Here is a 22,970-nt window from a genome sequence, read left to right as displayed (position 1 = left end):
TACGGCCCGGAAGTGCGCGCACTTCCGGGCCGTAGGCGGGTCGTCAGTGGCCGTGAACGTGGTGGACGTCCCACACCGGGAACGGGTCCTCGGCGGTGGGTTCGCCGTTGGCGAGGAGGCACCGGTCCAGGGCGGTGAGCAGGGCGGCCTTGTCCAGTTCGGTGCCGATGAACACCAGTTCCTGGCTCGCCCGCCCGGCGGCGCCCTGCGGTTCGAACCGCACGACCGACCCCGCCTGCGACCACAGCCCGAGTACTCCGGGCCGGGACGCCAGCGTGAAGAAACCCTTGGAACGCAACACCTTCCCGTAGCTCCCGGAGTCGAGTTCCGCGGTGACGAACTCCCACAACCGTTCCGGGTGGAAGGGCCGGTCGGCGCGGAACACCACGCTGGAGATCCCGTACTCCTCGGTCTCGGGCACGTGGTCGCCGTTGAGTTCGGCGACCCAGCCCGGCGCCTGCCGCGCCCGCTCCACGTCGTACCGCCCGGTGCCCAGGACCCGGCGGCCCGGCACCCGCCCGTGCCGGGACCGGACGACGTCCGCCACCGGGTTGAGCCGGTGCAGCACGGCCGCCAGCCGGTCCAGTTCCGGTTCCGGCACGAGGTCGCATTTGTTGAGCAGCAGCACATCCGCGAACTCGATCTGTTCGATCAGCAGATCGCTCACGGTCCGGGAGTCCCCGTCGTACTGGTCCAGGTCCCGTTCGGCCAGCAGGTCCCCGGAGTCCAGTTCCCGGGCGAAGTTCACCGCGTCCACCACGGTGACCATGGTGTCCAGCCGGGCGCCGTCGAGCAGGGTCGCGCCGTCGTCCCGGGCGAACGAGAAGGTCGCCGCGACCGGCATCGGCTCGGAGATCCCGCTCGACTCGATGAGCAGGTAGTCGAACCGGCCGTCCCGGCACAGCCGGTCCACCTCTTCGAGCAGATCGTCCCGCAGGGTGCAGCAGATGCACCCGTTGGTCATCTCCACCAGCCGCTCCTCGGTCCGGACCAGGGCGGCGTCGATGTTGACCTCGCTCATGTCGTTCACGATGACCGCGACCCGCAGCCCCTCCCGGTTGGCCAGGAGGTGGTTGAGCAACGTCGTCTTCCCGGCCCCGAGGAAACCGGACAGCACGGTGACCGGTACCGGCGCGGTCACCGCGGCTCAAACCGGTGGAAGTGGCGGATGAGCTTGCGCGGCACCAGTTTCCGCTTGCCGTCGACGGTGATCGGGACCAGATCGGGCGCCGCCGCCTTCCACTGCGCGCGGCGTGCGCGGGTGTTCGCGCGGGACATCTTGCGCTTGGGGACGGCCATTACCGCGCACCTCCGGACTTGCGCTGCCCGTAGCGCCGGTGGAACTTCTCCACCTGGCCCGCGGTGTCCATGATCCGCCGGTTGCCGGTCCAAAACGGGTGCGACCACGCGCTGACGTCCACCAGCACCAGGGGATAGGTGTGCCCGTCGGACCATTCGATCGTGCGGTCCGAGGTGATGGTGGACCGGGTGAGGAAGGCGTCCCCGGTGGCGGAATCCTTGAAGACCACCGGGTGGTAGTCGGGGTGGATGTTCGGTTTCACGCGTTGTTTTCCTTTCCGTGCGTGCTGTTCGCGTCGTAGGCGTCGTCGGCGACTTCGGTGTCCTCGCACGGTTCTTCGTGCCAGTCGCCGAACGGATCGGGGTAGTGGCGCCAGGCCTCGGGCCCCGCGGCCAGCTCCTCGTCGGTGAGCAGGGTGCCGCGCAGGGCGGCCTCGATCTCCTCGGGGGTGGCCTGATCGGTGACCACGACGAGTTCCTGGGCGCGGTCGCCGAACACCGGGTCCCAGCGCAGCGAGGCCAGCGTGCGGCGCTCGGGGGAGACCTCGTCCCAGGCGGGCCCGCCGGGCGAGTCGAGCCACGGCCCGGCGTGGCCGATGCCGAGGCCGCCACCCGCGGATTCCACCCAGAACGCCACGTCCGGCTGGCTGGCGACCCAGGCGCGGCCGCGGGTCCGCACCACGCCTTCGAGCAGGACGTCGATGGCGTCGTGCAGCCGTTCGGGGTGGAACGGGCGCCGTGCGGTGAACGGCAGCAGCGCGATCCCGCAGTCGGCGTGCAGCGGCGGCTCGCCGCGCAGCAGCGGGCCGTGCGGATCGGTGATCTCGCCGCGGCGGGCGTCCGGCGGCACCGCGGCCGCCAGCTTCTCGGCGTCCACAGTGGACAGAGAGAGGCGGGGCGCGCCCGGGGCGACCCGGTCGAGCACCGCGGCGGCCTTCGCGGCGCTCCACGCGTCGGTCGCCGCGCCCGCGAGGACCAGCACGTCGGCGAACTCGGCCTGGGACAGCGCGACCTGGGCGACCGTGCGCTCGTCGTCCGGGCTGGCCCGCAGGCCGCGGTCGGCGAGGGTGTCGTCGCCGGTCACGTCGGCGAGCCAGTGCGCGCGGTCGAGGACCGTGACCACCGCGTCCAGGTCCACGTCGGTGCTCACCGGGCGGTCGCCGACCAGGACGTTGCGCAGCGCCCAGCTCACCGGTTCCGGCTCCATGGCCTCGTCCAGCCGGACGACGATCCGCTGGACCTCGGGCATGCGGGCGAGCTTGCGCAGCAGGGGGAGCAGGTCCTCGCGCAGGGTGCAGGACACGCATCCGTGCGCCAGTTCCAGAGCGGTGAGCTGGTCACGCGGGCCGAGCTGGATCCGCCGGCGGACCACGCCGGAGGTGATGTGGCGCAGGTCGTGGTGCACCACGGCGGTGCCCGGGCGGGCGGTGCGCAGCAGGTCGGCGAGCCGCGCGCTCGGTCCGGGCGCGAGGCCGCTGATCAGGGTGAGGGGCACGCGCGGGTTGTCGGTCAAGGCAGCTCCAGACGGGGGCTGATCGGGGGCGGGGACGTCTGTGTACAGTAAATGAAAACGAGTATCAATACCAATTCAGGAGGTCGCGTGTCCGCCGTGTGCCAGGTCACCGGTCGCAAACCGGGTTACGGCAAGCAGGTGTCGCATTCGCACAAACGCACGTCTCGCCGCTGGGAGCCCAACCTGCAGACCCGCCGGTACTGGGTGCCCAGCGAGGGGCGCTGGGTCCGGCTCCGGGTGTCGGTCAAGGGCATGAAGACGATCGACAAGCGCGGGATCGAGTCGGTCGTCGCCGAACTGCGCGCGAACGGGGTGAAGCTCTAGATGGCGCGCAACGACATCCGGCCGATCATCAAGCTCCGGTCCACGGCCGGGACCGGCTACACGTACGTGACCAGGAAGAACCGGCGCAACGATCCGGACCGCATGGTGCTGCGCAAGTACGACCCGGTGGCCCGCAGGCACGTCGAGTTCAAGGAGGACCGCTGATGGCGAAGAAGTCCAAGATCGCCAAGGACGCGCAGCGCCGGGCCGTGGTCGCGCGGCACGCCGAACGCCGCGCCGAGCTCAAGGAGACGATCCGCTCGCCGCGGTCCACGCCCGAGCAGAAGGCCGCCGCGGTCTCCGCGCTGCAGGCGTTGCCCCGCGACGCCAGCCCGACCCGGCTGCGCAACCGGGACGCGGCCGACGGCCGCCCGCGCGGTTACCTCCGCAAGTTCGGACTGTCCCGCGTGCGGGTCCGGCAGATGGCGCACGACGGCCAGCTACCCGGCGTCTCGAAGTCGAGTTGGTGAGGAACATGCCCAGGGTGAACACCAAGGGTCCGGTGCGGCGCAAGCGCAACCCGCTGCACGCCGAGCGAGTGTCCGAAGTGGACTGGAAGGACGTGGACCTGCTGCGCAAGTTCATCTCCGACCGGGGCAAGATCCGGGCTCGCCGGGTCACCGGACTGACCCCGCAACAGCAGAAGCGCGTCGCGACGGCCATCAAGAACGCCCGGGAGATGGCGCTGCTGCCGTACCCGCACGCGGGCCGCTGACGGGCGCCCGCCCGGCGAGCCGGATGCACTCCGAGTCGCCGGGCGGGCGGTGGGTTTGAGAAGGTAGCGGCATGAACGACGCCGAGCCCGACCCCGAGCTGCTCGCCCTGTGGGCGAAGGTCTTCGCCTTCGCCCGATCCGGTGAGACCGAGACCCTCGCGGCCTATGTGGACGCCGGGCTGCCCGCGAACCTGACCAACGACAAGGGCGACACCCTGGTCATGCTCGCGGCCTACCACGGGCACGCCGACACGGTCTCCGCGCTGCTGGAGCGGGGCGCCGATCCGAACCGGCTGAACGACCGCGGGCAGAGCCCGCTGGCCGGTGCGGTGTTCAAGAACGAGCCCGAGGTGGTCAAGGCCCTGCTGGCGGGCGGGGCCGATCCGGACGCCGGCCAACCCTCCGCGGTGGACACCGCGCAGGCCTTCGGCAACACCGAGTTGCTCACATTGCTGCGGCCCTGACGCGCAGGACCGGACTTCGGCAGGCATGCTATCCGGCATGCCAGACGACCACCACTATCTCGCCGGCCTCGAACTCACCGGTCGCCGCGTCGTCATGATCGGCGGCGGGACGGTCGCCCAGCGCAGGCTGCCCCGCCTGATCGGCGCCGGCGCCGCCGTCGAGGTGATCTCCCCGCACACCACGCCCGCGGTCAGCGCGATGGCCGACGCGGGCGAGCTGGTCTGGCACCCGCGGCGGTACGCCGACGGTGATCTCGACGGGGCCTGGTACGCGCTGGCCTGCACCAACGACCCCGAGGTGAACGCCGCCGTCTGCGCGGAGGCCGAACGCTCGCGGGTGTTCTGCGTGCGCGCGGACTCCGGGATCGACGGGAGCGCGGTGACCCCCGCGGTGGGCCGTCACGAGGGGCTGCTGCTCGGCGTGCTCTCCGGCGGGCAGCCGCTGCGCTCGGTGGCCGTGCGCGACGGCATCCTCGAGGGGTTGCGGACCGGCGCGATCGCCGGCGCGGCGGAGCCGAGCGGTGACGAGTTGCCCGGCGTGGCGCTGGTCGGCGGCGGCCCGGGGGATCCGGAGCTGATCACCGTGCGGGGGCGGCGGCTGCTGGCCCGCGCCGACGTGGTGGTCGCCGACCGGCTGGCGCCCCGCGAACTGCTCGACGAGCTGCCGCCCGAGGTCGAGGTGGTGGACGCGGCGAAGATCCCGTACGGCCGCGCCGCGAGCCAGGACCTGATCAACGCCGCGCTGATCGAAAACGCCAAGGCGGGAAAGTTCGTCGTGCGGCTCAAGGGCGGCGACCCGTACGTCTTCGGCCGCGGTTTCGAGGAGCTGCTGGCGTGCGTCGAGGCCGGGGTCCCGGTGACCACCGTGCCGGGGATCACCAGCGCGTTCGCCGTGCCCGCGGTGGCCGGGGTCCCGGTGACCCATCGCGGCGTGTCGCACGAGGTCGTGGTGGTGTCCGGGCACGTGCCGCCGGGGCACGCGGAGTCCCTTGTGGACTGGTCGGCGCTCGGTCGCCTGCGCGGGACGATCGTGCTGATGATGGGCGTCGAACGGCTCCCGCAGTTCGCCGAGGCGCTGCTCGCCAACGGCCGCCCGGCGGACACCCCGGTGGCGATCGTGGAGGACGGCACCATGCGGACCCAGCGCGTGCTCAGGTCCACATTGGACTCGGTGGCGGCGGAGGCGAAGGCCGCCGGGGTCCGGCCGCCCGCGGTGATCGTGATCGGCCCGGTCGCCGGGCTCGGTCAGCCCTGACCAGTACGAAACGCCTTCGGTTCCGCAGCCTCCTTCGTGCACACTGAGCACGGGAGGGAGCCATGAGCAAGCCCGACACACCGCACCGATTCCGGGACCGAGAGGTGACCAGCTGGGACTTCGTGCTGGGCGCCGACGAGGTGCTGGTGCACTGCCCGCGCTGCGACGCCCGGGCGAAGGTGATCTCCCGGCCGGGAGATCCACCGGCACGACTGCACGATCGTCGTCGGCTGGTGTGCTTCGCGTGCGGTCACGCTGCCGACGAAACCCGGGAGGCCGCGAAGACGCGGTGCGGTCCCGCGGGGGTCGGGACCGTGCGCGATCCGTTCTTCGGATGCCGATTGTGGCTGCAGGCCGACTGCCGGGGCGAGGTGCTGTGGGCCTACAACCTCCGGCACCTGGCGTACCTGCGGTCCTATGTGGAGGCCGGGCTCCGGGAGAAGTTCGTGCCCGACCCCGCAAACGGCTCCTACCGCCGGATGACCATGACCGCCAAGCTGCCCGCCTGGCTGAAGTCCGCGAAGAACCGGAGCGAGGTACTGCGCGTCATCGATCGGCTTGGGGAGTCAGGTGGTGCTCGGTGAACTCGCCGGTGACCTGGAAGCCGAGCTTGCGGTAGACCGGCTCGCCGTCCGCCGACGCCTGCAGCACCGCGTGCCGGAAACCTTCCGCACGGGCGGCGTGCAGGGGCGCGAGGGTCAGCGCCGTGCCGAAACCGCGGCGGCGGTACGCGGCGAGCGTCGAGATGTTGTAGATCCCCGCGACCCCGCCGCCGTAGAACACCTCGGCCGAGGCGACCGCCCGGCCCTCGTGGTAGCCGACGAAGTAGCGGGCCGGGGAGTCCGGCGCGAGCGCGAGCGGCGCGGTCAGTTCGGCGAACCGGAGCACGGTCGCCGCCGGCGGATCCCAGTTGGCGGCGAGCACGCGGGCGTAGTCCAGCAACTGGTCCGGCGTCCCGGCCCGGGTGATCACCAGCCCGTCCGGGGTCGCCAGGTCCGGCAGGTCGCCGAGGTCGGCGTACATCGACGCCTCGGTTTCCGCGGCGGGCAGTCCCGCGTCCGACAACCGGGCCGAGAGGTCGCCGGGCTCCGAGGCCGGGCCGACCCACCACGAGAACGGCCTTCCCGCGGCCGTCAACCGGGCCACCACCTCGGTGATCCGGGACGCGGCATCCGCGGGCGAGAACCGCGCCGCGGCGACGATGTTGTAGGTGTCGTCGTCCAGCCCGCTGTCGGAAACCAGCACGTCCCCGGGATCGTGCACCACCATTCCCGGGGTGTGCCGGTGCAGATGGCTCGCGTGCTCGGCCAGGTTGCGCTCGGCACGCTCGGCCAGATCGGCGCCGTCGGTCATGCGTTGCAGCGAAGCAGGTCCGGCGCCCGCCGCGCAAACGAGATTAGTAGCACCGGCCGAGGAAGTCGGCGATCGCCTCGGTGAGCCGTTTCGGGTCCAGGCGGAGTTCGACCGGGCTGCGGGCCTGGATGAACTCGGCGTTCGGCATGTCCGCGGCGAGGGTGTCCGCGTCACCGAAGGGATGGATCGGATCGCGCTGGTGGCCGATCACCAGCGCCGGCGCGGTGATCTCGCGGCGCACCGACTTCGGCGGGGCCGTCCGTCCGAAGAGGACACCGTGGATCAGCGCGGCCATCGGGGCGGGCCGCTGGCGCAGCGTGTCGGTGACGACGTCGACCCACTGGTTGCCGTGCGGCACCAGGCTCGCCACCGCCGCGACGCCCTGCACGCTCACCGGGAGGAACCGCGCGGCGAACAGCAGCGGGGCGAAGGTGAGCAGCCCGGCGACGATCGCGTTGTCCAGCACCGGCATCTCCACGACCAAGCCGTGCAGCCGGTCGGGCGAGGCGACCGCGACCTCCAGCGCCACGTTCGCGCCCAGGGAGGTGCCGCCGACCACGGCCCGGTCGATGCCGAGGTGATCGAGCAGGCCGACGGTCTGCTCGGCGAACGCGGGCATCGAGTACAGCCACGACTCGGTCGGCCGGTCCGATTCACCGTGCCCGAGCAGGTCGAGGGTGAACACCCGGAACCCGGCGCGGGCGAGTTTGCGGGCGAGCGGGGCGTGCATCCGCCGGGTGAGCATGAACCCGTGGGCGAGGACGACCACCCGCTCGCCGCCGCCGAACTCGGTGTACGCCAGCCGGTGGCCGTTGTGCAGGAACGAACCGGCGAGCTCGATCGGCCGGGTGGCCTTCGTGGCGGCGCGCGGCTGGGGCTCGACGTCCTTCAGTGCGGTCGCGCTGCTGGCCATGTTCACTTCCGTCCCTTCCCCGTTCACCAACTGCTTCCGACCAGGAAACCATTTCGGGCCGGGAGGAGAACACCTTCAGGAGGAGGTCGTGGCCGAAGCGACAACCACCGGCGCGCCGTCTCCGGGTGCGGTGAGGACGTCCGCCTCCACGTCGTACAGGGTGCGGATCAGCCGGGCGTCCACGATCTCCCGCGGCGGTCCGGACGCGACGATCCGGCCGTCCCGCATGGCGACCAGCAGGTCCGCGTAGCGCGCGGCGGAGGCGATGTCGTGCAGCACCATGACCACCGTGCGACCGGCGCTCGCGACCCGCCGGACCAGGTCGAGCACCTCGACCTGGTGGCCGAGGTCCAGGGCGCTGGTCGGCTCGTCGAGCAGGGTCACCGGTGTCTGCTGGGCGAGGACCATGGCCAGCCAGGCCCGTTGCCGCTGGCCGCCGGACAGCTGGTCCACCCGGTGCTCGGCGAGGTCGGCCACCCCGGTCGAGGCCATCGCGTCCGCGGTGGCCCGCTCGTCGTCGATCGACCACTGCCGGAGCAGGCCCTGGTGCGGATGCCGCCCGTAGGCGACCAGCCCGGCGACCGTGACCCCTTCGGGTGCGAGCGGGGCCTGGGGGAGCAGGGTGAGCCGGTGCGCCGCCTGCCGCGGGCGCAGCCGCCAGATGTCCGCGCCGCCCACGGTGACCCGCCCGGAGATCGGCCGATGTATCCGGGCGACCGCGCGCAGCAGCGTCGACTTCCCGCATCCGTTCGGCCCGACGACGGCCACCACCTGCCCGGGCGGAACGGTCAGGTCGACGCCGTCGACCGCGACCTTGTCCCGATATCCGGCTCGCAACTCCGAGATCACCAACTCCACAAGGCAAGGCTAACCTTGCCCGATGGTCCGAGGGGGGACAGCTGGCATGTGGTCAACAGCATGGGACAAGATGTCAGCCATGACTGCTACCGCTGAGAACCTCCCGGACCTGGTCTCGCTCAAGGTGGAGCGCACCGGACACGTGGCCGAGGTGACGCTGCTCGGCCCGGCCAAGGGCAACGCGATGGGGCCGGACTTCTGGCGCGAACTGCCCCTGGTCTTCGGCGCGCTGGACGAGGATCCCGAGGTGCGGGTGATCGTGCTGACCGGCAGCGGTAAGCACTTCTCGTACGGCCTCGACCTCCCGGCGATGATGCCCGGCTGGGCGGAGTACCTGACCGGGGAGGCGCTCGCGGCCCCGCGCACCAAGTTCCTGAACGAGGTGCGCAAACTGCAGGAAAGCGTCAATTCGGTCGCCGCCACCCGCAAACCGGTCATCGCGGCCGTGTCCGGCTGGTGCATCGGCGGCGGGGTGGACGTGGTCAGCGCCGCCGACATCCGGCTCGCCAGCGCCGACGCCAAGTTCAGCGTCCGCGAGGTCAAGGTGGCGATCGTGGCCGACCTGGGCAGCCTGCAGCGGCTCGCGTCCGTCATCGGCGAGGGGCACCTCCGGGAGCTGGCGCTGACCGGCAAGGACATCGACGCGGCCCGGGCCGAGAAGATCGGTCTGGTCAACGACGTGTACCCGGACCAGGAAGCCGTGCTGGCCGCCGCGCGCTCGCTCGCCGAAGAGATCGCTGCGAATCCGCCGCTCGTGGTGCAAGGTGTCAAGGACGTGCTGTCGATCAACACCGAACGGCAGATCGCCGACGGGCTGCGCTACGTCTCCTCGTGGAACGCCGCGTTCCTGCCCAGCAAGGATCTCGCCGAGGCGGTGCAGGCTTTCCTGGAGCGCCGGCAGCCGGAGTTCAAGGGCGAGTAGCGGCGGAAGAGGAGAGATCATCGTGAGCCATGGGACAGCGTCGTCTCCAGCGTCTTTGCCGGGGCACCAGGCCTTTCGACAGGCCCGGGACTTCCTGCTCGCCCACCGCGAGGATTACGACACCGCGAACCGCGACTTCGCCTGGCCCGAGCTGACCGAGTTCAACTGGGCCCTGGACTGGTTCGACGCGATCGCCGCCGATCCGGCGAACGCCGAGCGTTACGCGCTCTGGATCGTGGAAGAGGACGGCTCGCAATCGCGCTGGACCTTCCCGGAGATGTCCCGCCGGTCGAACCAGGTCGCCAACTGGCTGCGCGCGCGGGGGGTGCGCCGGGGCGACCGGCTGATCCTGATGCTCGGCAACCAGGGCGAGCTGTGGGAGACCATCCTCGCGGCGATCAAACTGGGCGCGGTGATCATTCCCGCGTCAACGCTGCTCGGCCCGGCCGACCTCACCGACCGCGTCGAGCGGGGCGCGGCCCGGCACGTGGTGATCCGCTCGGCGGACACCGGGAAGTTCGCGGACGTGTCCGGCGACTACACGCGGATCGCGGTCGGCGAGCCGGTGGACGGCTGGCTGTCCTTCGCCGACGCCTACGCGGCGGACCCGGAGTTCACCCCGGACGGATCCACCGCCGCGAGCGATCCGCTGCTGCTGTACTTCACCTCCGGCACCACCGCGAAGCCGAAACTCGTGCAGCACACACACGTCTCCTACCCGGTCGGCCATCTGTCCACAATGTACTGGATCGGCCTCGAACCGGGGGACGTGCACCTGAACATCTCCTCGCCGGGCTGGGCGAAACACGCCTGGAGCAACGTCTTCGCCCCGTGGAACGCCGAGGCGACCGTCTTCCTCTACAACTACAGCCGCTTCGACGCCGCCGCCCTGATGTCCCAGATGGACCGCTGCGGCATCACCAGTTTCTGCGCGCCGCCGACCGTGTGGCGCATGCTGATCCAGGCCGACCTGACCGCGCTGAAGACCCCGCCGAAGAAGGTCGTGGGCGCGGGGGAGCCGCTCAACCCCGAGGTGATCGAGCAGGTCCGCAAGTCCTGGGGCGTCACCATCCGCGACGGCTTCGGCCAGACCGAGAGCAGCGTGCAGATCGCCAACACGCCCGGTCAGCCGGTCAAACCCGGTTCGATGGGCCGCGCGCTGCCCGGGTTCGCGGTCACCCTGGTCGACCCGGTCTCCGGCGAACCGGCCACCGAGGGCGAGATCTGCCTCGACCTCGCGCGCCGCCCGGTCGGGCTCATGGTGGGCTACGCGGACGACGACGAACGCACCGCGACCGCGTTCGCCGGTGGCTACTACCACACCGGCGACGTCGGCTCGGTCGACGAGGACGGCTACGTCACCTACGTCGGGCGGACCGACGACGTGTTCAAGGCGTCGGACTACCGGATCTCGCCGTTCGAGCTGGAAAGCGTGCTGCTGGAACACGACGCCGTCGCCGAGGCCGCCGTGGTGCCCGCACCGGACCCGATCCGGCTCGCGGTGCCGAAGGCGTACGTGGTGCTCGCGGGCGGGCACCAGCCGACCGCCGAGACCGCGGTGAGCATCCTGGCGTTCTGCCGGGAGAACCTCGCGCCGTACAAGCGGATCCGGCGGCTCGAGTTCGCCGAGCTGCCCAAGACCATCTCCGGCAAAATCCGGCGCGTCGAACTGCGAGGCCGGGAGAACGAGGCCACCGACACCCGCCCACCCGGCGAGTTCCGCGAGGAAGACTTCCCCCAGCTCAAGAGCTAGCCCAAGTCCCCCAATGTGGCTTTCGGTACCTTCAACGCCCCGAAAGCCGCATTGGGTACCTTGAACGCCCCCAACGCCACATTGGGTTTTCTCGGTGTGTGGTGTGGTGCTGTGCTCGTGGGGTGCCCGGGTGTGGAGTTCGCCTACCGAGATGGGGAACTCGGTGTGCCGAGATGGGGGACTCGCGCGTCCGGAATGGGGGACTCGCGGCAGGTGGGGGTCTGCTGCCGCGAGTTCCCCGTTTTGGTCGGGTGTGTTCCCGTTTCGGTTGCTCGAGTTCCCCGTTTCGGGAGTTGGCGGGTGTCCGATGCGGCCTTCGGTGCACGAGGGAAGGCAAGGCTCCCCCACGCCGCATCGAGCACGCCGAACACCTCTCGACAAGCCCTACCGAGAAAACCTCATTGGGGAAAACGGCTACTTGGCGGGGGAGCCTTCGATGAGGCGGCCGTCTTCGGTGGAGCAGGTGGTGGGGTCGGTCGGCGAGCCGCTGCCGCACGTCCAGCCGCCGAGGCTGACCGGGCCGGCGCCGTCCGGTTTGTTCGCCTCGGCGGGCGTGATCTTCTGGAAGTACTCGGTGAGCACCTGGGTCGCCTGTGCGCAGTCCTCCGAGCCCTCGCGGACCACCACCTTCGCCTTGGCGCCGCCGATCGCGGTCACCGGACCGCAGTCGGTGCCGGGTGCCGCCGGATTGGCCGCCGGCAGCAACGCGGGGCCGGTGGGCGCCGCGGCCGCGGGGGAGGACTGGCTCGCCGGGGGCTGATCCGGGTTGTCCCCGCCGCCGCAGCCCGCGAGCAGCAGGGCGGCGGCGGGGACGAGCAGGCCGAGCGGGCGGAGGGCGGGTTGGCTTCTCATGGACCTTCCTAGTGCGGTTACGACCACCGTGCGTGGACTCATTCGACCGGGACGACCGCGGCGAGCACCGACTTGTCCTGCATGCTGCAGGTGGTGCCGCCCTGGGCGGCGGGCGGGCCGGAGACGCACAGCCAGCCGTCGACGGTGTCGCTCACCGGTTCGTTCGACTGCGCGGACTGGCGGCCCGCGATCTTCTGGTGGAACGCGGCGACCACCCGCTTGGCCTGCGCGCAGTCGACCCCGCCCGCGTGCGAGTCGAGCACCTGCAGCGTCTGCCCGCTGGCGGCGGTGACCGTGCCGCACGAACCGTCCGTCGGCACGTTCTCCTTGCCGGTGGACTTCGGCGGGGCGGGTGGGGCGCTGCTCGGCGGCGCGGGCGTGGTGCTCGGCGCGGCGCTGGACGTCGCGACCGCGGTCGGGCCGGGTGGCGGTGCGGGCTGGGCGGCGGGTGGCGCGTCGTCCGAGCAACCGCCGAGTACGAGCGCGCAGAGGCAGGCGGCGGTCACGAGGCCGGCCCGGCCCGCGGCGTTCGAGGCGGTCAACGCGATCCCTTCGTTCTTGCTCAACCTGGCGCGCGTCAATTCTGGCCCGGCCGGCGCGCGAAACGCGGTATTGGACACCCGCGGGTCCGGGGGAGATTACCGCGCGTGGTCGGTCGCTGGTCACCGCGGTGTCCCCTCCCCGCACCTTGCTAGTCCACAAAGGACGGTTGCCCGGGCGGGTGCTACGGACGGTCGTCTTGAACGCTCCAGCGAGGTGGGTGAATTTCCTTAGAAGGCGGATTAATCGTTAACACCGCGCGGAAAGCAGCCGACAAGATGGGTGTAACGATCCGTGCACCAGACGGGCGTACGGTCGTACTGGGGAGAACGCACCATGGAAGCAAGTGAGATGAGCACCGAAGCGGAAAGCGAAACCGAGACCCCGAATCCCACCGGCACGGCGGGCGCGCCGCCGACCATGCCGTGCACCGTCGTGTGGAGCCGGGGACGTCCCTACGTGCTGGAGGGCGGCTCGGGCCGTCCCCGCTGGATGGGCACCGACACCCGGGGCCGCCCCGAGGCCCTGACCCGCGCCGACCTGCAGCGCCGCGGCTGGAGCTACCGGCGCGCCAGCTGACCGGTCGCCGCCGCGCACTGGCTACGCTGACCGGGTGAGTCAGCCCCCCGAAGCGAGCGTCGAGCGGGCCGAGCCCACACTGCTGCGGCAGCTGTGGACGGTGCCCAACCTGTTGTCCGTCCTCCGGCTCGCCGGAGTTCCGGTCTTCCTGTGGCTGCTGCTCGGCCCGAAGGAGGACGGCTGGGCGCTGGCGATCCTGGTCTTCGGCGGCGTCAGCGACTGGCTGGACGGCAAGCTGGCCCGCTGGCTGAACCAGATGAGCCGGCTCGGTCAGCTGCTCGATCCGGCGGCCGACCGGCTGTACATCCTCGCCACGCTGATCGCCTTCCTGGTCCGCGACATCGTGCCGTGGTGGGTGGTCGTGCCGCTGGTCCTGCGCGAGGCGGTGCTCGGCGTGTGCATCCTGTGCTTGCGCCGCAACGATTTCGCCCCGCCCGAGGTCACCTACATCGGCAAGGGCGCGACCTTCGTGCTGATGTACGCGTTCCCGTTCCTGCTGCTCACCCAGGGCGGGTCGACGGTCGCGGAGATCGCTCGCCCGATCGGCTACGCCTTCACGACCTGGGGCTGCGTGCTCTACCTGTGGTCCGGCGCCCTCTACGTGATCCAAACCGTCCGGGCGATATCGCCGAGGCGGGATGCGGCGTCCGCGGCCTAGGTGGAAGACTGCGCGCTACAGATCTGGCGGGTTGGTGGCACGAAAGGGGAACGGCGTTGTCCGCTCCAGAAGAACTGCGCTACACCGAGGAGCACGAGTGGGTGGCCGCTCGGGACGGCGACTCGATCCGGGTGGGGATCACCGAGTACGCCCAGGACCAGCTCGGCGATGTGGTGTTCGTCGATCTGCCCGAGGTGGGCAAGCAGCTCAGCGCCGGGGACGTGTTCGGCGAGGTGGAGTCGACCAAGAGCGTGTCCGAGCTGTTCACCCCGCTGGACGGCGAGGTCGTGGCGGTCAACGAGGCGGTGACCGACTCGCCGGAGCTGATCAACAGCGATCCCTACGGCGAGGGGTGGCTCATCGAGATCAAACTCGACGACGGCGCGGGCGTCGACAGCCTGCTCGACGCCGAGGCGTACCAGCGGCTGACCTCGCCGGAGGCATGATCGAATACCGCATCCGCGTGGTTGCCGGTTTGGGGAGCCCCAGGCTCCGCAACTGACCAGGCACGGTACGTTGGCAACAACACGTTCTTGGGTAGTGAAGCACTTCACTGGTTAGGAGAGCTCAGGTGAGCACGAACGACGGGCCCGGCGTTCCCCCGGAGCAGTCTCCGGAGCGGACCTCTGTCTTCCGGGCCGATTTCCTGGCTGATGTCGAGGGCCAGGAGGCACCTGCTCCGGAACCGCCGGTCGCCGGGGTGGACGCCCTGCCGGCCGGGTCGGCGCTGCTGGTCGTCAAGCGGGGGCCGAACGCCGGTTCCCGGTTCCTGCTCGACCGTGACACCACGAGCGCGGGCCGGCACCCGGACAGCGACATCTTCCTCGACGACGTCACGGTTTCCCGGCGGCACGCCGAATTCCGCCGGGAGGGCGGCGAGTTCGTGGTCATCGACGTGGGCAGCCTGAACGGCACCTATGTCAACCGGGAACCGGTCGACCAGGCCGTGCTGGCCGGTGGCGACGAGGTCCAGATCGGCAAGTTCCGCCTGGTCTTCCTGACGGGCCCGGGGCACGGAGGTCAGGCGGCGCGATGACGGCGGCCGGGCGGCCACAACGCGACGGGTTGAGCATCGGGGCCGTGCTGGCGCAACTGCGCGGTGACTTCCCCGATGTCACCATCTCCAAGATCCGGTTCCTGGAGTCGGAGGGCCTGGTCCGGCCGGGCCGCACTCCTTCGGGGTACCGGCAGTTCGCGGCGGCGGACGTGGAGCGTCTGCGGTTCGTCCTGGCCGCCCAGCGGGACCATTACTTGCCGCTCAAGGTCATCAAGGAGCAACTGGACGCGGCCGATCGCGGCGTGGATCCGCCGAACTCGGCCGTCCGGTTGCCGCGCAAGCTCGTTTCACTGGGTTCCCACGAGTCTGCTCGGACGGACGGTGAACGATCCGCCATGCCCTGCGCCGACGATTTCGCGAGCGAGCGGGAGATCCGGCTGACCAAGGAGGAACTGCTCGCCCAGGCGGGCGTCGACGCGGCGACCTTGGCCGAACTGCAGCAGTACGGACTGATCCGGCCGGGCGCGGCCGGGTTCTACGACGGCGACGCGGTGCAGGTCGCCAAGACCGTCAAGGCGATGACCGAATACGGCATCGAGCCCCGCCATCTGCGCGCGTTCCGGGCTTCGGCCGACCGCGAGGTCGGCCTCCTGGAGCAGATCGTTACGCCGGTGTATCGGCACCGTGACGCCGACGCCAAGGCGCGGGCGGACGAGGTGGTCAGGGAACTCGCCGCGCTGTCGGTCGCCCTGCATACACTCCTGGTGAAAGCGGGCATTCGCGGCGTAACCGGTGGCTGAGGCCCGGCTCCGGGGGCCTGCCCAGGCATCGGGTTGATAATGCCACAATCCCACGTCTCAAAGTTCTGTCCCACATGCCGTACGGTTAGTCCAAGGGTTGGCTACAGCGCGAACCTGAGATGTCCAGACAGCGAGCACAGCGCCGCGATGACGGGTAGCGTCGATGATGTCGATGCGGGATCCTCGAAACAGCGCTGCAGCCCGCGCGCAGGAGAGGGAGGCGAAGCCCGATGAGCGAAATGCGCGTCGTCGGCGTGCGGGTCGAGTTGCCCGCGAATCAGCCGATCTTGTTGCTGCGGGAGACGGAAGGCGAGCGGTACCTCCCGATTTGGATCGGGTCCGTGGAGGCCACCGCGATCGCCCTCGAGCAGCAGGGCGTTCGCCCGGCGCGGCCGTTGACCCACGACTTGCTCAAGGAAGTCATCGGAGCCCTCGGCAGGGAGCTCGAACAGGTCGTGATCACCGACCTGCGCGAGGGAACCTTCTTCGCCGAGCTGGTTTTCGACGGCGATGTCCGGGTCTCCGCCAGGCCGAGTGACTCGGTCGCGCTTGCCCTGCGGGTCGGAGTGCCGATCCACGCCGAGGACGCGGTCCTCGAAGAAGCCGGGTTGATCATCCCGGACGAGCAGGAGGACGAAGTCGAGAAGTTCCGGGAGTTCCTCGACTCCGTCTCGCCCGAAGACTTCCGCGGCGCCGATACCTAGCATGCTGTCGTGAGTGTTCAGGCCGGTTAGCACCGGCCTGAACACTCACGACCTCGGCGCTGTGGTCCGCTCGAAGAGATCGGCCAGTTCACGGCCGTAGCGGTCCAGGTCCAGCGAGGGGTCGGCGGTGAACGCCGCGGCCGCGCCGTCGATGGCATGCGCGATCGTCCTCGCTACGACATCCGGCTGAAATTCCCCGAAAGCTCCCTCCTGCTGACCCTGCCGGAGAATGCGCTCGAACTGCCCGATCCGGAAACCCTCCAGCAGCGGGCCGGACACCGACCAGCCCTCCGGGTCGTCCGCGTTGGCGGCGACCTCGCGGAGCACCTGCACGCACTCCGGGTAGTCGCGGAGGAAGCGCACCTCCGACTCGATCATGGCGCGCAGCATCGTGGCTCGATCGGTCGTCCCGTCGGCCAGTTCGAGCGCGAACTTCTGCTTGATGTCCAGCGCCGTCGTGACGACTGCCTGCATCAATCCGGCTTTGTTGCCGAAGTGGTAGCCGATGATCCGGGTGCTGCTCAGCCCCGCGCGTTCCTTGATGCGGGCGAACGACGTCTTGCGGTAGCCGAGGTCGGCGATCGTGGCGATCGTGGCGGACAGGATCTGGGCCCGGCGGGCGGCCTCGGTCACGCTCAGGCCGAGTTCGGGCTGGAGGTCGGGAGTTATCTGCATGAGTAAAAAATAACACGGCCGAGTAAGTTTGCCAACGTTCGGGGTAACTCTCGATCCGGGCTTGAGGTCGACCGCGCGTCGCGTTGACCGAGCCCCCGCCCGCGCTTACCGTCAATGGAGGTAAATCGCTACGGTGTGATTCGGCCATCTGGGGCACGCCGGCGGCGGTTCCATCGCCATGGGTCCCGCCCCGGGACTCGGGTGCTTGTTTCGACCGGTCACCAGGCCGGGCGAGGGGAGGCATGCGTGGTCGAGGCTGGTAGTCATTCGGAGAACCAGCCGATCCAGGTCGCCGACGGCGAGCAGGGTGAGCTGTTTCCCGATTCGTCGCTGCCGGACGAGCTGGTCGGCTACCGCGGGCCCGCCGCCTGTCAGATCGCCGGCATCACCTACCGGCAGCTGGACTACTGGGCGCGGACGAAGCTCGTCGCGCCGAGTATCCGCACGGCGCACGGCTCGGGGTCGCAGCGCCTCTACTCGTTCAAGGACATCCTGGTCCTCAAGATCGTGAAGCGGCTCCTGGACACCGGTGTCTCGTTGCAGAACATCCGGGTCGCGGTCGAGCACCTGCGCGCGCGGGGCGTGCGCGACCTCGCGAAGGTCACCCTGTTCTCGGACGGCACCACCGTGTACGAGTGCACCTCGCCGGAGGAGATCGTGGATCTGCTCCAGGGCGGTCAGGGCGTGTTCGGCATCGCGGTCAGCGGGGCGATGCAGGAGATCAGCGGAACCATCCACGAGTTCCCGGCGGAACGCGCCGACGGCGGCCACGTCGAGGCGCACGTCCCGGACGAGCTGACCCAGCGGCGTAACGCTCGCCGCACCGGCTGAGTCCCTGATCTGTCACAGGGTACTCTGATCACGCAGTCGCCGAACCCGCGCGGGAGAGTCCGGGCCACCAACAATGAGCCCGGCGCCGAAGGAGCAAGTCCTCCCCGGAACCTCTCAGGCACCAAGGACCGCGCGGGCGAGACGCCTCTGGAAAGTGGGTCGGCAGGTAACCGCCTGGCGCCCCCGCCGAAGGTGCAAGCCCGGCTCAACACACGGGTGAACCTCTCAGGCGCTCCTTGAGCGGGCATGGACAGAGTGGGGAGGGCCAGGACACCGGTGTCCACGGCCCGACCCCACCTCTCCGGGAGGCGCACTGATGGCAGACCGACTTCCGCTCGCCGCACTGGAGCACGGCACCCCGTTCGCCGACCGCCACATCGGGCCGCGCCCCGAGGAACTGGCGCGCATGCTCGAGGTCATCGGTGTCGAGTCGCTCGACGAACTCGCGCGGCGGGCCGTTCCGTCGTCGATCCGCGAGCCGAAGCCGGTGCTCGACCTCCCCGCACCCGCCACCGAAGCGGAGGCGCTGGCCGAACTGCGCGAGCTGGCGCGGGCCAACCGGCCGATGGTGCAGATGATCGGCCTCGGCTACCACGGCACCGTGACCCCGCCGGTGATCCGCCGCAGCGTGCTGGAGAACCCGGCCTGGTACACCGCCTACACGCCGTACCAGCCGGAGATCTCGCAGGGGCGGCTCGAGGCGCTGCTGAACTTCCAGACGATGATCGCCGATCTCACCGGCCTGCCGATCGCCAACGCCTCGATGCTGGACGAATCGACCGCGGCCGCCGAGGCGATGACGTTGGTCCGCCGGGCGGGAAAGCACAAGTCGGCCAAGTTCGTGGTGGACCTCGACACGCTGCCGCAGACCATCGAGGTGGTGCGGACCCGGGCCGAACCGCTGGGCATCGAAATCGTCCTCGCGGATCTCAGCCAGGGCATCGAAGGCCTCGGCCTGGGCGGCGACTTCTTCGGCCTGCTGCTGTCCTATCCCGGGGCGTCCGGCGCCGTGCGGGAACACGAGCGGGTCATCGCCGAGGCCCGTGCGCTCGGCGCGTCGGTCGTGGTGGCCGCCGATCCGCTCGCGCTGACCCTGCTCCGCCCGCCCGGCGAACTCGGGGCGGACGTCGTGGTCGGTTCCACGCAGCGGTTCGGCGTTCCGCTGGGTTTCGGCGGGCCGCACGCCGGATACCTCGCGGTCCGGAAGGGGCTGGAACGGCAGTTGCCGGGCCGCCTGGTGGGCGTGTCGGTGGACGCCGACGGTTCGACCGCCTACCGGCTGGCCCTGCAGACGCGGGAACAGCACATCCGGCGGGAGAAGGCCACCAGCAACATCTGCACCGCGCAGGTTCTGCTCGCGGTGATCGCCTCGATGTACGCGGTCTACCACGGCCCGGAGGGGCTGCGGTCGATCGCGACCCGGACGCACCGGATGGCGACCGTGCTCGCGGCGGGGCTCGCCGAGGGCGGGGTGGACGTCGTGCACGGGGAGTTCTTCGACACCGTGCTGGCGAACGTGCCCGGCCGGGCCGCGGCGGTCGTCGCGGCGGCCCGCGATCTCGGGGTCAACCTGCGCCTGGCCGATCCGGACCACGTCGGCATCGCCTGCGACGAGACCACCACGCGGGAACATCTTTCCTTGGTGTGGAAGGCATTCGGCGTCGGTGTGTCCGATGTGGACTCGCTGGACGCGGACACCGCGGACGCGATTCCGCCGGAGCTGGCGCGCACCAGCGAGTACCTCACCCATCCGGTGTTCCACGCGCACCGCTCGGAAACCGCGCTGCTGCGTTACCTGCGCGCGCTCGCGGACAAGGACGTGGCGCTGGACCGCAGCATGATCCCGCTCGGATCGTGCACCATGAAGCTGAACGCGGCGGCCGAGATGGAACCCATCACCTGGCCGGAATTCGCCGAACTGCACCCGTTCGCCCCGGCCGAGGACGCGGCCGGGTTGCTGCGGATCGTGTCGGACCTCGAACGCTGGCTCGCCCGGATCACCGGCTACGACGCGGTTTCGCTCCAGCCGAACGCGGGCAGCCAGGGGGAGTTCGCCGGGCTGCTGGCGATCCGGGCCTACCACCGCGCTCGCGGTGCGGGGGAGCGGGACGTCTGCCTGATCCCGGCCAGCGCGCACGGCACGAACGCGGCCAGCGCGGTGATGGCCGGAATGCGCGTGGTCGTGGTGCGCTGCGACGAGCAGGGCAACATCGACCTCGGGCATCTAAAGTCCACTGTGGACAAACATCGCGCCGATCTGGCCGCGATCATGATCACCTACCCCTCCACGCACGGGGTCTACGAGGACACCGTGCGCGAGGTCTGCGGCATCGTGCACGACGCGGGTGGTCAGGTCTATGTGGACGGTGCGAATCTCAACGCCCTGATCGGCCTGGCGCAGTACGGGAAGTTCGGTTCGGACGTATCGCATCTGAACTTGCACAAGACTTTCTGCATTCCGCACGGCGGAGGTGGCCCGGGCGTCGGTCCGATCGGGGTCCGCGCCCATCTCGCCCCGTTCCTGCCCAACCATCCGCTGCAGCCCGCGGCCGGTCCGGCCACCGGGGTCGGCCCGATCAGCGCGGCGCCGTGGGGCAGCGCGTCGATCCTGCCGATCTCCTGGGCGTACGTGCGGATGATGGGCGCGGACGACCTGCGCCGCGCGACGCTGACCGCCGTCGCCGCGGCGAACTACGTGGCGCGGCGGCTGACCGAGCATTTCCCGGTGCTGTACGCGGGAACCGACGGTCTGGTCGCGCACGAGTGCATCCTCGATCTGCGGCCGATCACCAAGCGGACCGGGGTCACGGTCGACGACGTGGCGAAGCGGCTGGCCGACTACGGGCTGCACGCGCCGACGATGTCGTTCCCGGTCGCCGGAACGCTGATGGTCGAGCCGACCGAAAGCGAGGACCTCGGCGAGTTGGACCGGTTCTGCGACGCGATGATCGCGATCCGCGGCGAGATTGACCGGGTGGCCGCGGGGGAGTGGCCGGTCGAGGACAGTCCACTGCGGAACGCCCCGCACACCGCGCGCTGCGTGGCGGGGGACTGGGACCGTCCGTACAGCCGCGAGGTCGCGGTGTTCCCCGCCGGGTTCACCGCGAACAAGATCTGGCCCCCGGTCCGCCGCATCGACGGCGCCACCGGCGACCGGAACCTCGTCTGCTCCTGCCCGCCGCTGGAGGCCTACTCCTAGGAGGGTTTGGTGGCGGTGACCAGTTTGGTGGGCATCCAGGGGCCGCTCCACCAGCCGCGCCACCCCTGGTCGCGGACGGTCACGCCGCTCATGGACTCCTCGAGCAGGGTGCGGCGGTAGGCGCTGGTGGCGGTGATGTCGGCGATGGCGAGGCGGCCACCGGGTTTGAGGACGCGGACGGCCTCCCGGATCGCCTGCGCCCGGCCCGCTTCGGCCTTGATGTTGTGGATCGCCAGGCTGCTCACGACGACGTCGAAGGAGGCGTCCGGGAACGGCAGATCCGTCATGTCCGCGGTGTGCAGTTCGACCCGGTCGGCGACCCCCTCGGCCGCCGCGTTGCGTTCGGTGACCTCGGCCGCGTTGCCGGACTGGTCGACGCCGCGCCAGAGGTCCACGCCGACCGCCTTGCCGCCGGGGCCGAGCCGCCGGGCGGCCGCCAGGAGCACCGCGCCCCGCCCGCAGCCCAGGTCGAGCACGCGTTCGTCCCCGCCGAGGGCGAGGTCGTTCAGCGCGTCCGACCAGATCTCGAACTTCCCGCGCCGGGTGGCGTGGAGGTAAGTGCCGCCGAGCACCACGAGCACCACGGCGATGATCAGCGGCGCCAGCGCGCCGCCGATTCCGTCGGTGACGAGAAAGACGATTCCGAAGACCAGTGCGATCAGCGCACCGGCGAAATAGCCGAAGGGGACATAAGGTGCGTCGATCCCATATGTTCCCTTTCGTCCCGCGCGTGCCGACATTCTTTCACCCCTTTCCGGTATCGAATCTAAACCAGGGGTGGAACCGGGCCGCCACGGGGCAGGCGTCCCCGTGGCGGCCCGGTGATCAGCCCGGGACCTTGTCCAGGAAGCCGAAGACCTGGCGGACCCGCCCGTCTTCGGTCGCCACCACGTCGAACCCGATGGCCAGCGGTTCCCCGGCGCCGGGCGCGCCGAGGTGCCAGTGGAACCGGGCGGTGTCGTGGTGGCCGTCGACCGCGCCGGGCAGGCTGAACACCAGGCCCGCGAACTGTTCCTGCGCGCCGGCGATGAACCCGTCGATCCCGGCCCAGCCGCGCACCGCGCCGAGCGGATCGGTGTAGGTGGCGTCCTCGGTGAAGACCCGCTCGATCAACTCGCGCCGCCGGGCCGGGTCGGTCTCGTTCCACACGTCGATGTACCGCTTCGCGATCGTGCCGTGTTCGGTCATGTCATTTCTCCTCGGTTTGTTTGCTTGCTGACAAAAGATTGGGCAGAACGGTCGCCGAGGCCTGCGCCAGCAGCGAATCCGCGGAATCGAGCAGGCTCGCCCGGGCGACCAGCCGCTTCCGTCCGAAATGGACCAGTTCGGCTCGCGCCCGGTAGGAATGGCCCGCCACGACGGGACGGAAGTAGTCGACGGTCAGGTTCAGCGTCAGCATCGGATAACCCCGGTCGCACCGGCTCACCGCCGCGTTGCAGCAGACCTGGTCGAAAACCATCGCGATATAACCGCCGTCCACTCCGCCCGCGAAATTGCACAACGCGGGCGGCGGAGTCCAGTCCAATTCCACTTCACCCGCACGGGCTTCCCGCAATCGCAGGCCCAGATAGCCGTACCGCCCGGGATGGGGAATTCGTCCCGCCGCCACGGCCCGCAACAGTTCCAGGCCGTTCAGGTCATTCCACGAGGCGCGTACCGCGGACTGGAATTCGTCCGGCGCCCGTGCGGCCTTGCTGGTCATCGTCGTCCTTTCGCCAACTCGTTTTCGCCGCACCACAATGACCGGGTAAGTCGCGGCGCGTCGA

Annotated in this window: 30 protein-coding genes and 1 riboswitch; of the genes, 17 read left to right on the top strand and 13 right to left on the bottom strand. The window is 70.3% G+C overall.

The features are described from left to right. Positions 1-43: 43 nt before the first annotated feature. Genes FXO23_RS16545 through mrf form a run of 4 tightly spaced genes read right to left on the bottom strand, consistent with a single transcriptional unit; the run spans position 44 to position 2,812 of the window. Complete coding sequence (locus FXO23_RS16545) at positions 44-1,141, bottom strand: GTP-binding protein (RefSeq protein WP_158885758.1); 1,098 nt, start codon at positions 1,139-1,141, stop codon at positions 44-46. Beyond that, positions 1,138-1,299, bottom strand: coding sequence for a 50S ribosomal protein L32 (gene rpmF / locus FXO23_RS16540; protein WP_158885756.1), 162 nt, complete (start codon positions 1,297-1,299; stop codon positions 1,138-1,140). The genes FXO23_RS16545 and rpmF overlap by 4 nt, the downstream gene beginning before the upstream one ends. Then, positions 1,299-1,562 carry a type B 50S ribosomal protein L31 gene (locus FXO23_RS16535; protein ID WP_158885754.1) on the bottom strand — a complete coding sequence of 88 codons (264 nt, stop codon included), beginning with the start codon at positions 1,560-1,562 and terminating at the stop codon, positions 1,299-1,301. Before FXO23_RS16535 ends, rpmF begins: the two co-directional genes overlap by 1 nt. Further along, positions 1,559-2,812: a ribosome hibernation factor-recruiting GTPase MRF gene (gene mrf, locus FXO23_RS16530; protein ID WP_158885752.1), complete on the bottom strand. Its 1,254-nt coding sequence runs from the start codon at positions 2,810-2,812 to the stop codon at positions 1,559-1,561. Before mrf ends, FXO23_RS16535 begins: the two co-directional genes overlap by 4 nt. An 87-nt stretch (positions 2,813-2,899) precedes the next feature. Here mrf and rpmB point away from each other — a divergent pair, with 87 nt between their 5' ends. From rpmB to FXO23_RS16495, 7 genes are all read left to right on the top strand, one after another. Then, positions 2,900-3,136, top strand: a complete 237-nt coding sequence (gene rpmB, locus FXO23_RS16525) for a 50S ribosomal protein L28 (RefSeq protein ID WP_158885750.1) — start codon at positions 2,900-2,902, stop codon at positions 3,134-3,136. Further along, complete coding sequence (rpmG, locus tag FXO23_RS16520) at positions 3,137-3,301, top strand: 50S ribosomal protein L33 (RefSeq protein WP_158885748.1); 165 nt, start codon at positions 3,137-3,139, stop codon at positions 3,299-3,301. Beyond that, positions 3,301-3,606 carry a 30S ribosomal protein S14 gene (rpsN, locus tag FXO23_RS16515; protein WP_158885746.1) on the top strand — a complete coding sequence of 102 codons (306 nt, stop codon included), beginning with the start codon at positions 3,301-3,303 and terminating at the stop codon, positions 3,604-3,606. Before rpmG ends, rpsN begins: the two co-directional genes overlap by 1 nt. 5 nt (positions 3,607-3,611) lie before the next feature. Next, the gene (gene rpsR / locus FXO23_RS16510) at positions 3,612-3,851 is read left to right on the top strand and encodes a 30S ribosomal protein S18 (protein WP_158885744.1); all 240 of its coding nucleotides are present in this window, start codon (positions 3,612-3,614) and stop codon (positions 3,849-3,851) included. A 71-nt stretch (positions 3,852-3,922) separates the two neighbouring features. Then, positions 3,923-4,315 carry an ankyrin repeat domain-containing protein gene (locus FXO23_RS16505; RefSeq protein ID WP_158885742.1) on the top strand — a complete coding sequence of 131 codons (393 nt, stop codon included), beginning with the start codon at positions 3,923-3,925 and terminating at the stop codon, positions 4,313-4,315. Positions 4,316-4,352: 37 nt separating this feature from the next. Then, complete coding sequence (gene cobA, locus FXO23_RS16500; protein ID WP_158885740.1) at positions 4,353-5,570, top strand: uroporphyrinogen-III C-methyltransferase; 1,218 nt, start codon at positions 4,353-4,355, stop codon at positions 5,568-5,570. Positions 5,571-5,632: 62 nt separating this feature from the next. Continuing rightward, a complete protein-coding gene (locus FXO23_RS16495) occupies positions 5,633-6,154 on the top strand; it encodes a hypothetical protein (RefSeq protein ID WP_158885738.1) in 522 nt (173 codons plus the stop codon). Here FXO23_RS16495 and FXO23_RS16490 read toward each other — a convergent pair. The 3 genes from FXO23_RS16490 to FXO23_RS16480 form a co-directional block, all read right to left on the bottom strand. After that, positions 6,117-6,923, bottom strand: coding sequence for a GNAT family N-acetyltransferase (locus FXO23_RS16490; protein ID WP_158885736.1), 807 nt, complete (start codon positions 6,921-6,923; stop codon positions 6,117-6,119). The genes FXO23_RS16495 and FXO23_RS16490 overlap by 38 nt on opposite strands. A 43-nt stretch (positions 6,924-6,966) precedes the next feature. Then, entirely contained in the window at positions 6,967-7,842 is an 876-nt protein-coding gene (locus FXO23_RS16485; protein WP_179956791.1) for an alpha/beta fold hydrolase, read from the bottom strand. 69 nt (positions 7,843-7,911) lie between these two features. Continuing rightward, positions 7,912-8,694 carry an ABC transporter ATP-binding protein gene (locus tag FXO23_RS16480; RefSeq protein WP_158885732.1) on the bottom strand — a complete coding sequence of 261 codons (783 nt, stop codon included), beginning with the start codon at positions 8,692-8,694 and terminating at the stop codon, positions 7,912-7,914. Between the two features lie 79 nt (positions 8,695-8,773). Between FXO23_RS16480 and FXO23_RS16475 the strand changes: the two genes are divergently transcribed. Together FXO23_RS16475 and FXO23_RS16470 are read left to right on the top strand one after the other, a co-directional pair. After that, positions 8,774-9,616, top strand: a complete 843-nt coding sequence (locus FXO23_RS16475; protein ID WP_158885730.1) for a crotonase/enoyl-CoA hydratase family protein — start codon at positions 8,774-8,776, stop codon at positions 9,614-9,616. 22 nt (positions 9,617-9,638) lie between these two features. Further along, positions 9,639-11,369 (top strand): AMP-binding protein, encoded by a 1,731-nt coding sequence (locus FXO23_RS16470; protein ID WP_281356542.1) that lies wholly within the window; start codon positions 9,639-9,641, stop codon positions 11,367-11,369. A gap of 414 nt (positions 11,370-11,783) precedes the next feature. Here the strand turns inward: FXO23_RS16470 and FXO23_RS16465 are convergent, their stop codons facing one another. Further along, positions 11,784-12,221 carry a hypothetical protein gene (locus FXO23_RS16465; RefSeq protein ID WP_158885728.1) on the bottom strand — a complete coding sequence of 146 codons (438 nt, stop codon included), beginning with the start codon at positions 12,219-12,221 and terminating at the stop codon, positions 11,784-11,786. 38 nt (positions 12,222-12,259) lie between these two features. After that, positions 12,260-12,787 carry a hypothetical protein gene (locus FXO23_RS51580; protein WP_246257355.1) on the bottom strand — a complete coding sequence of 176 codons (528 nt, stop codon included), beginning with the start codon at positions 12,785-12,787 and terminating at the stop codon, positions 12,260-12,262. A gap of 325 nt (positions 12,788-13,112) precedes the next feature. Here FXO23_RS51580 and FXO23_RS16455 point away from each other — a divergent pair, with 325 nt between their 5' ends. The 6 genes from FXO23_RS16455 to FXO23_RS16430 all read left to right on the top strand — a co-directional run bounded on the left by FXO23_RS16455 (position 13,113) and on the right by FXO23_RS16430 (position 16,499). Beyond that, positions 13,113-13,340, top strand: a complete 228-nt coding sequence (locus FXO23_RS16455; RefSeq protein ID WP_158886063.1) for a hypothetical protein — start codon at positions 13,113-13,115, stop codon at positions 13,338-13,340. Between the two features lie 34 nt (positions 13,341-13,374). Beyond that, the gene (gene clsA, locus FXO23_RS16450; protein ID WP_158885726.1) at positions 13,375-13,998 is read left to right on the top strand and encodes a cardiolipin synthase ClsA; all 624 of its coding nucleotides are present in this window, start codon (positions 13,375-13,377) and stop codon (positions 13,996-13,998) included. A gap of 56 nt (positions 13,999-14,054) precedes the next feature. Continuing rightward, complete coding sequence (gcvH, locus tag FXO23_RS16445) at positions 14,055-14,444, top strand: glycine cleavage system protein GcvH (RefSeq protein WP_158885724.1); 390 nt, start codon at positions 14,055-14,057, stop codon at positions 14,442-14,444. A gap of 125 nt (positions 14,445-14,569) precedes the next feature. Further along, the gene (gene garA / locus FXO23_RS16440; protein ID WP_158885722.1) at positions 14,570-15,034 is read left to right on the top strand and encodes a glycogen accumulation regulator GarA; all 465 of its coding nucleotides are present in this window, start codon (positions 14,570-14,572) and stop codon (positions 15,032-15,034) included. After that, entirely contained in the window at positions 15,031-15,795 is a 765-nt protein-coding gene (gene ftsR / locus FXO23_RS16435) for a transcriptional regulator FtsR (protein ID WP_179956790.1), read from the top strand. The genes garA and ftsR overlap by 4 nt, the downstream gene beginning before the upstream one ends. A 230-nt stretch (positions 15,796-16,025) precedes the next feature. After that, on the top strand, positions 16,026-16,499 hold the full coding sequence (locus FXO23_RS16430; RefSeq protein ID WP_158885720.1) for a bifunctional nuclease family protein: 474 nt from the start codon (positions 16,026-16,028) through the stop codon (positions 16,497-16,499). A 45-nt stretch (positions 16,500-16,544) separates the two neighbouring features. On the opposite strand, the gene FXO23_RS16425 is transcribed toward FXO23_RS16430, so the two are convergent. Beyond that, positions 16,545-17,174 carry a TetR/AcrR family transcriptional regulator gene (locus tag FXO23_RS16425; protein WP_158885718.1) on the bottom strand — a complete coding sequence of 210 codons (630 nt, stop codon included), beginning with the start codon at positions 17,172-17,174 and terminating at the stop codon, positions 16,545-16,547. Between the two features lie 246 nt (positions 17,175-17,420). On the opposite strand from FXO23_RS16425, the gene FXO23_RS16420 reads away from it, so the two are divergent. Next, positions 17,421-18,005 (top strand): MerR family transcriptional regulator, encoded by a 585-nt coding sequence (locus FXO23_RS16420; protein ID WP_158885716.1) that lies wholly within the window; start codon positions 17,421-17,423, stop codon positions 18,003-18,005. Positions 18,006-18,045: 40 nt separating this feature from the next. After that, positions 18,046-18,146: riboswitch (glycine riboswitch) on the top strand. A gap of 175 nt (positions 18,147-18,321) precedes the next feature. Then, positions 18,322-21,204: an aminomethyl-transferring glycine dehydrogenase gene (gene gcvP, locus FXO23_RS16415; RefSeq protein ID WP_158885714.1), complete on the top strand. Its 2,883-nt coding sequence runs from the start codon at positions 18,322-18,324 to the stop codon at positions 21,202-21,204. Here gcvP and FXO23_RS16410 read toward each other — a convergent pair. From FXO23_RS16410 to FXO23_RS16400, 3 genes are all read right to left on the bottom strand, one after another. Continuing rightward, the gene (locus FXO23_RS16410; protein WP_158885712.1) at positions 21,201-21,944 is read right to left on the bottom strand and encodes a class I SAM-dependent methyltransferase; all 744 of its coding nucleotides are present in this window, start codon (positions 21,942-21,944) and stop codon (positions 21,201-21,203) included. The two genes, gcvP and FXO23_RS16410, sit on opposite strands and share 4 nt — an antisense overlap. A gap of 85 nt (positions 21,945-22,029) precedes the next feature. Continuing rightward, complete coding sequence (locus FXO23_RS16405; RefSeq protein ID WP_158885710.1) at positions 22,030-22,392, bottom strand: nuclear transport factor 2 family protein; 363 nt, start codon at positions 22,390-22,392, stop codon at positions 22,030-22,032. A 1-nt stretch (position 22,393) separates the two neighbouring features. After that, entirely contained in the window at positions 22,394-22,906 is a 513-nt protein-coding gene (locus tag FXO23_RS16400) for a PaaI family thioesterase (RefSeq protein ID WP_158885708.1), read from the bottom strand. Positions 22,907-22,970 lie beyond the last annotated feature (64 nt).

The sequence above is a fragment of the Amycolatopsis anabasis genome, assembly GCF_009765355.1.
GTDB classification, from domain to species: domain Bacteria; phylum Actinomycetota; class Actinomycetes; order Mycobacteriales; family Pseudonocardiaceae; genus Amycolatopsis; species Amycolatopsis anabasis.
The sequence above is the reverse complement of the archived record's forward strand: the minus strand, read 5'-3'. Positions and strand labels throughout refer to the sequence as shown.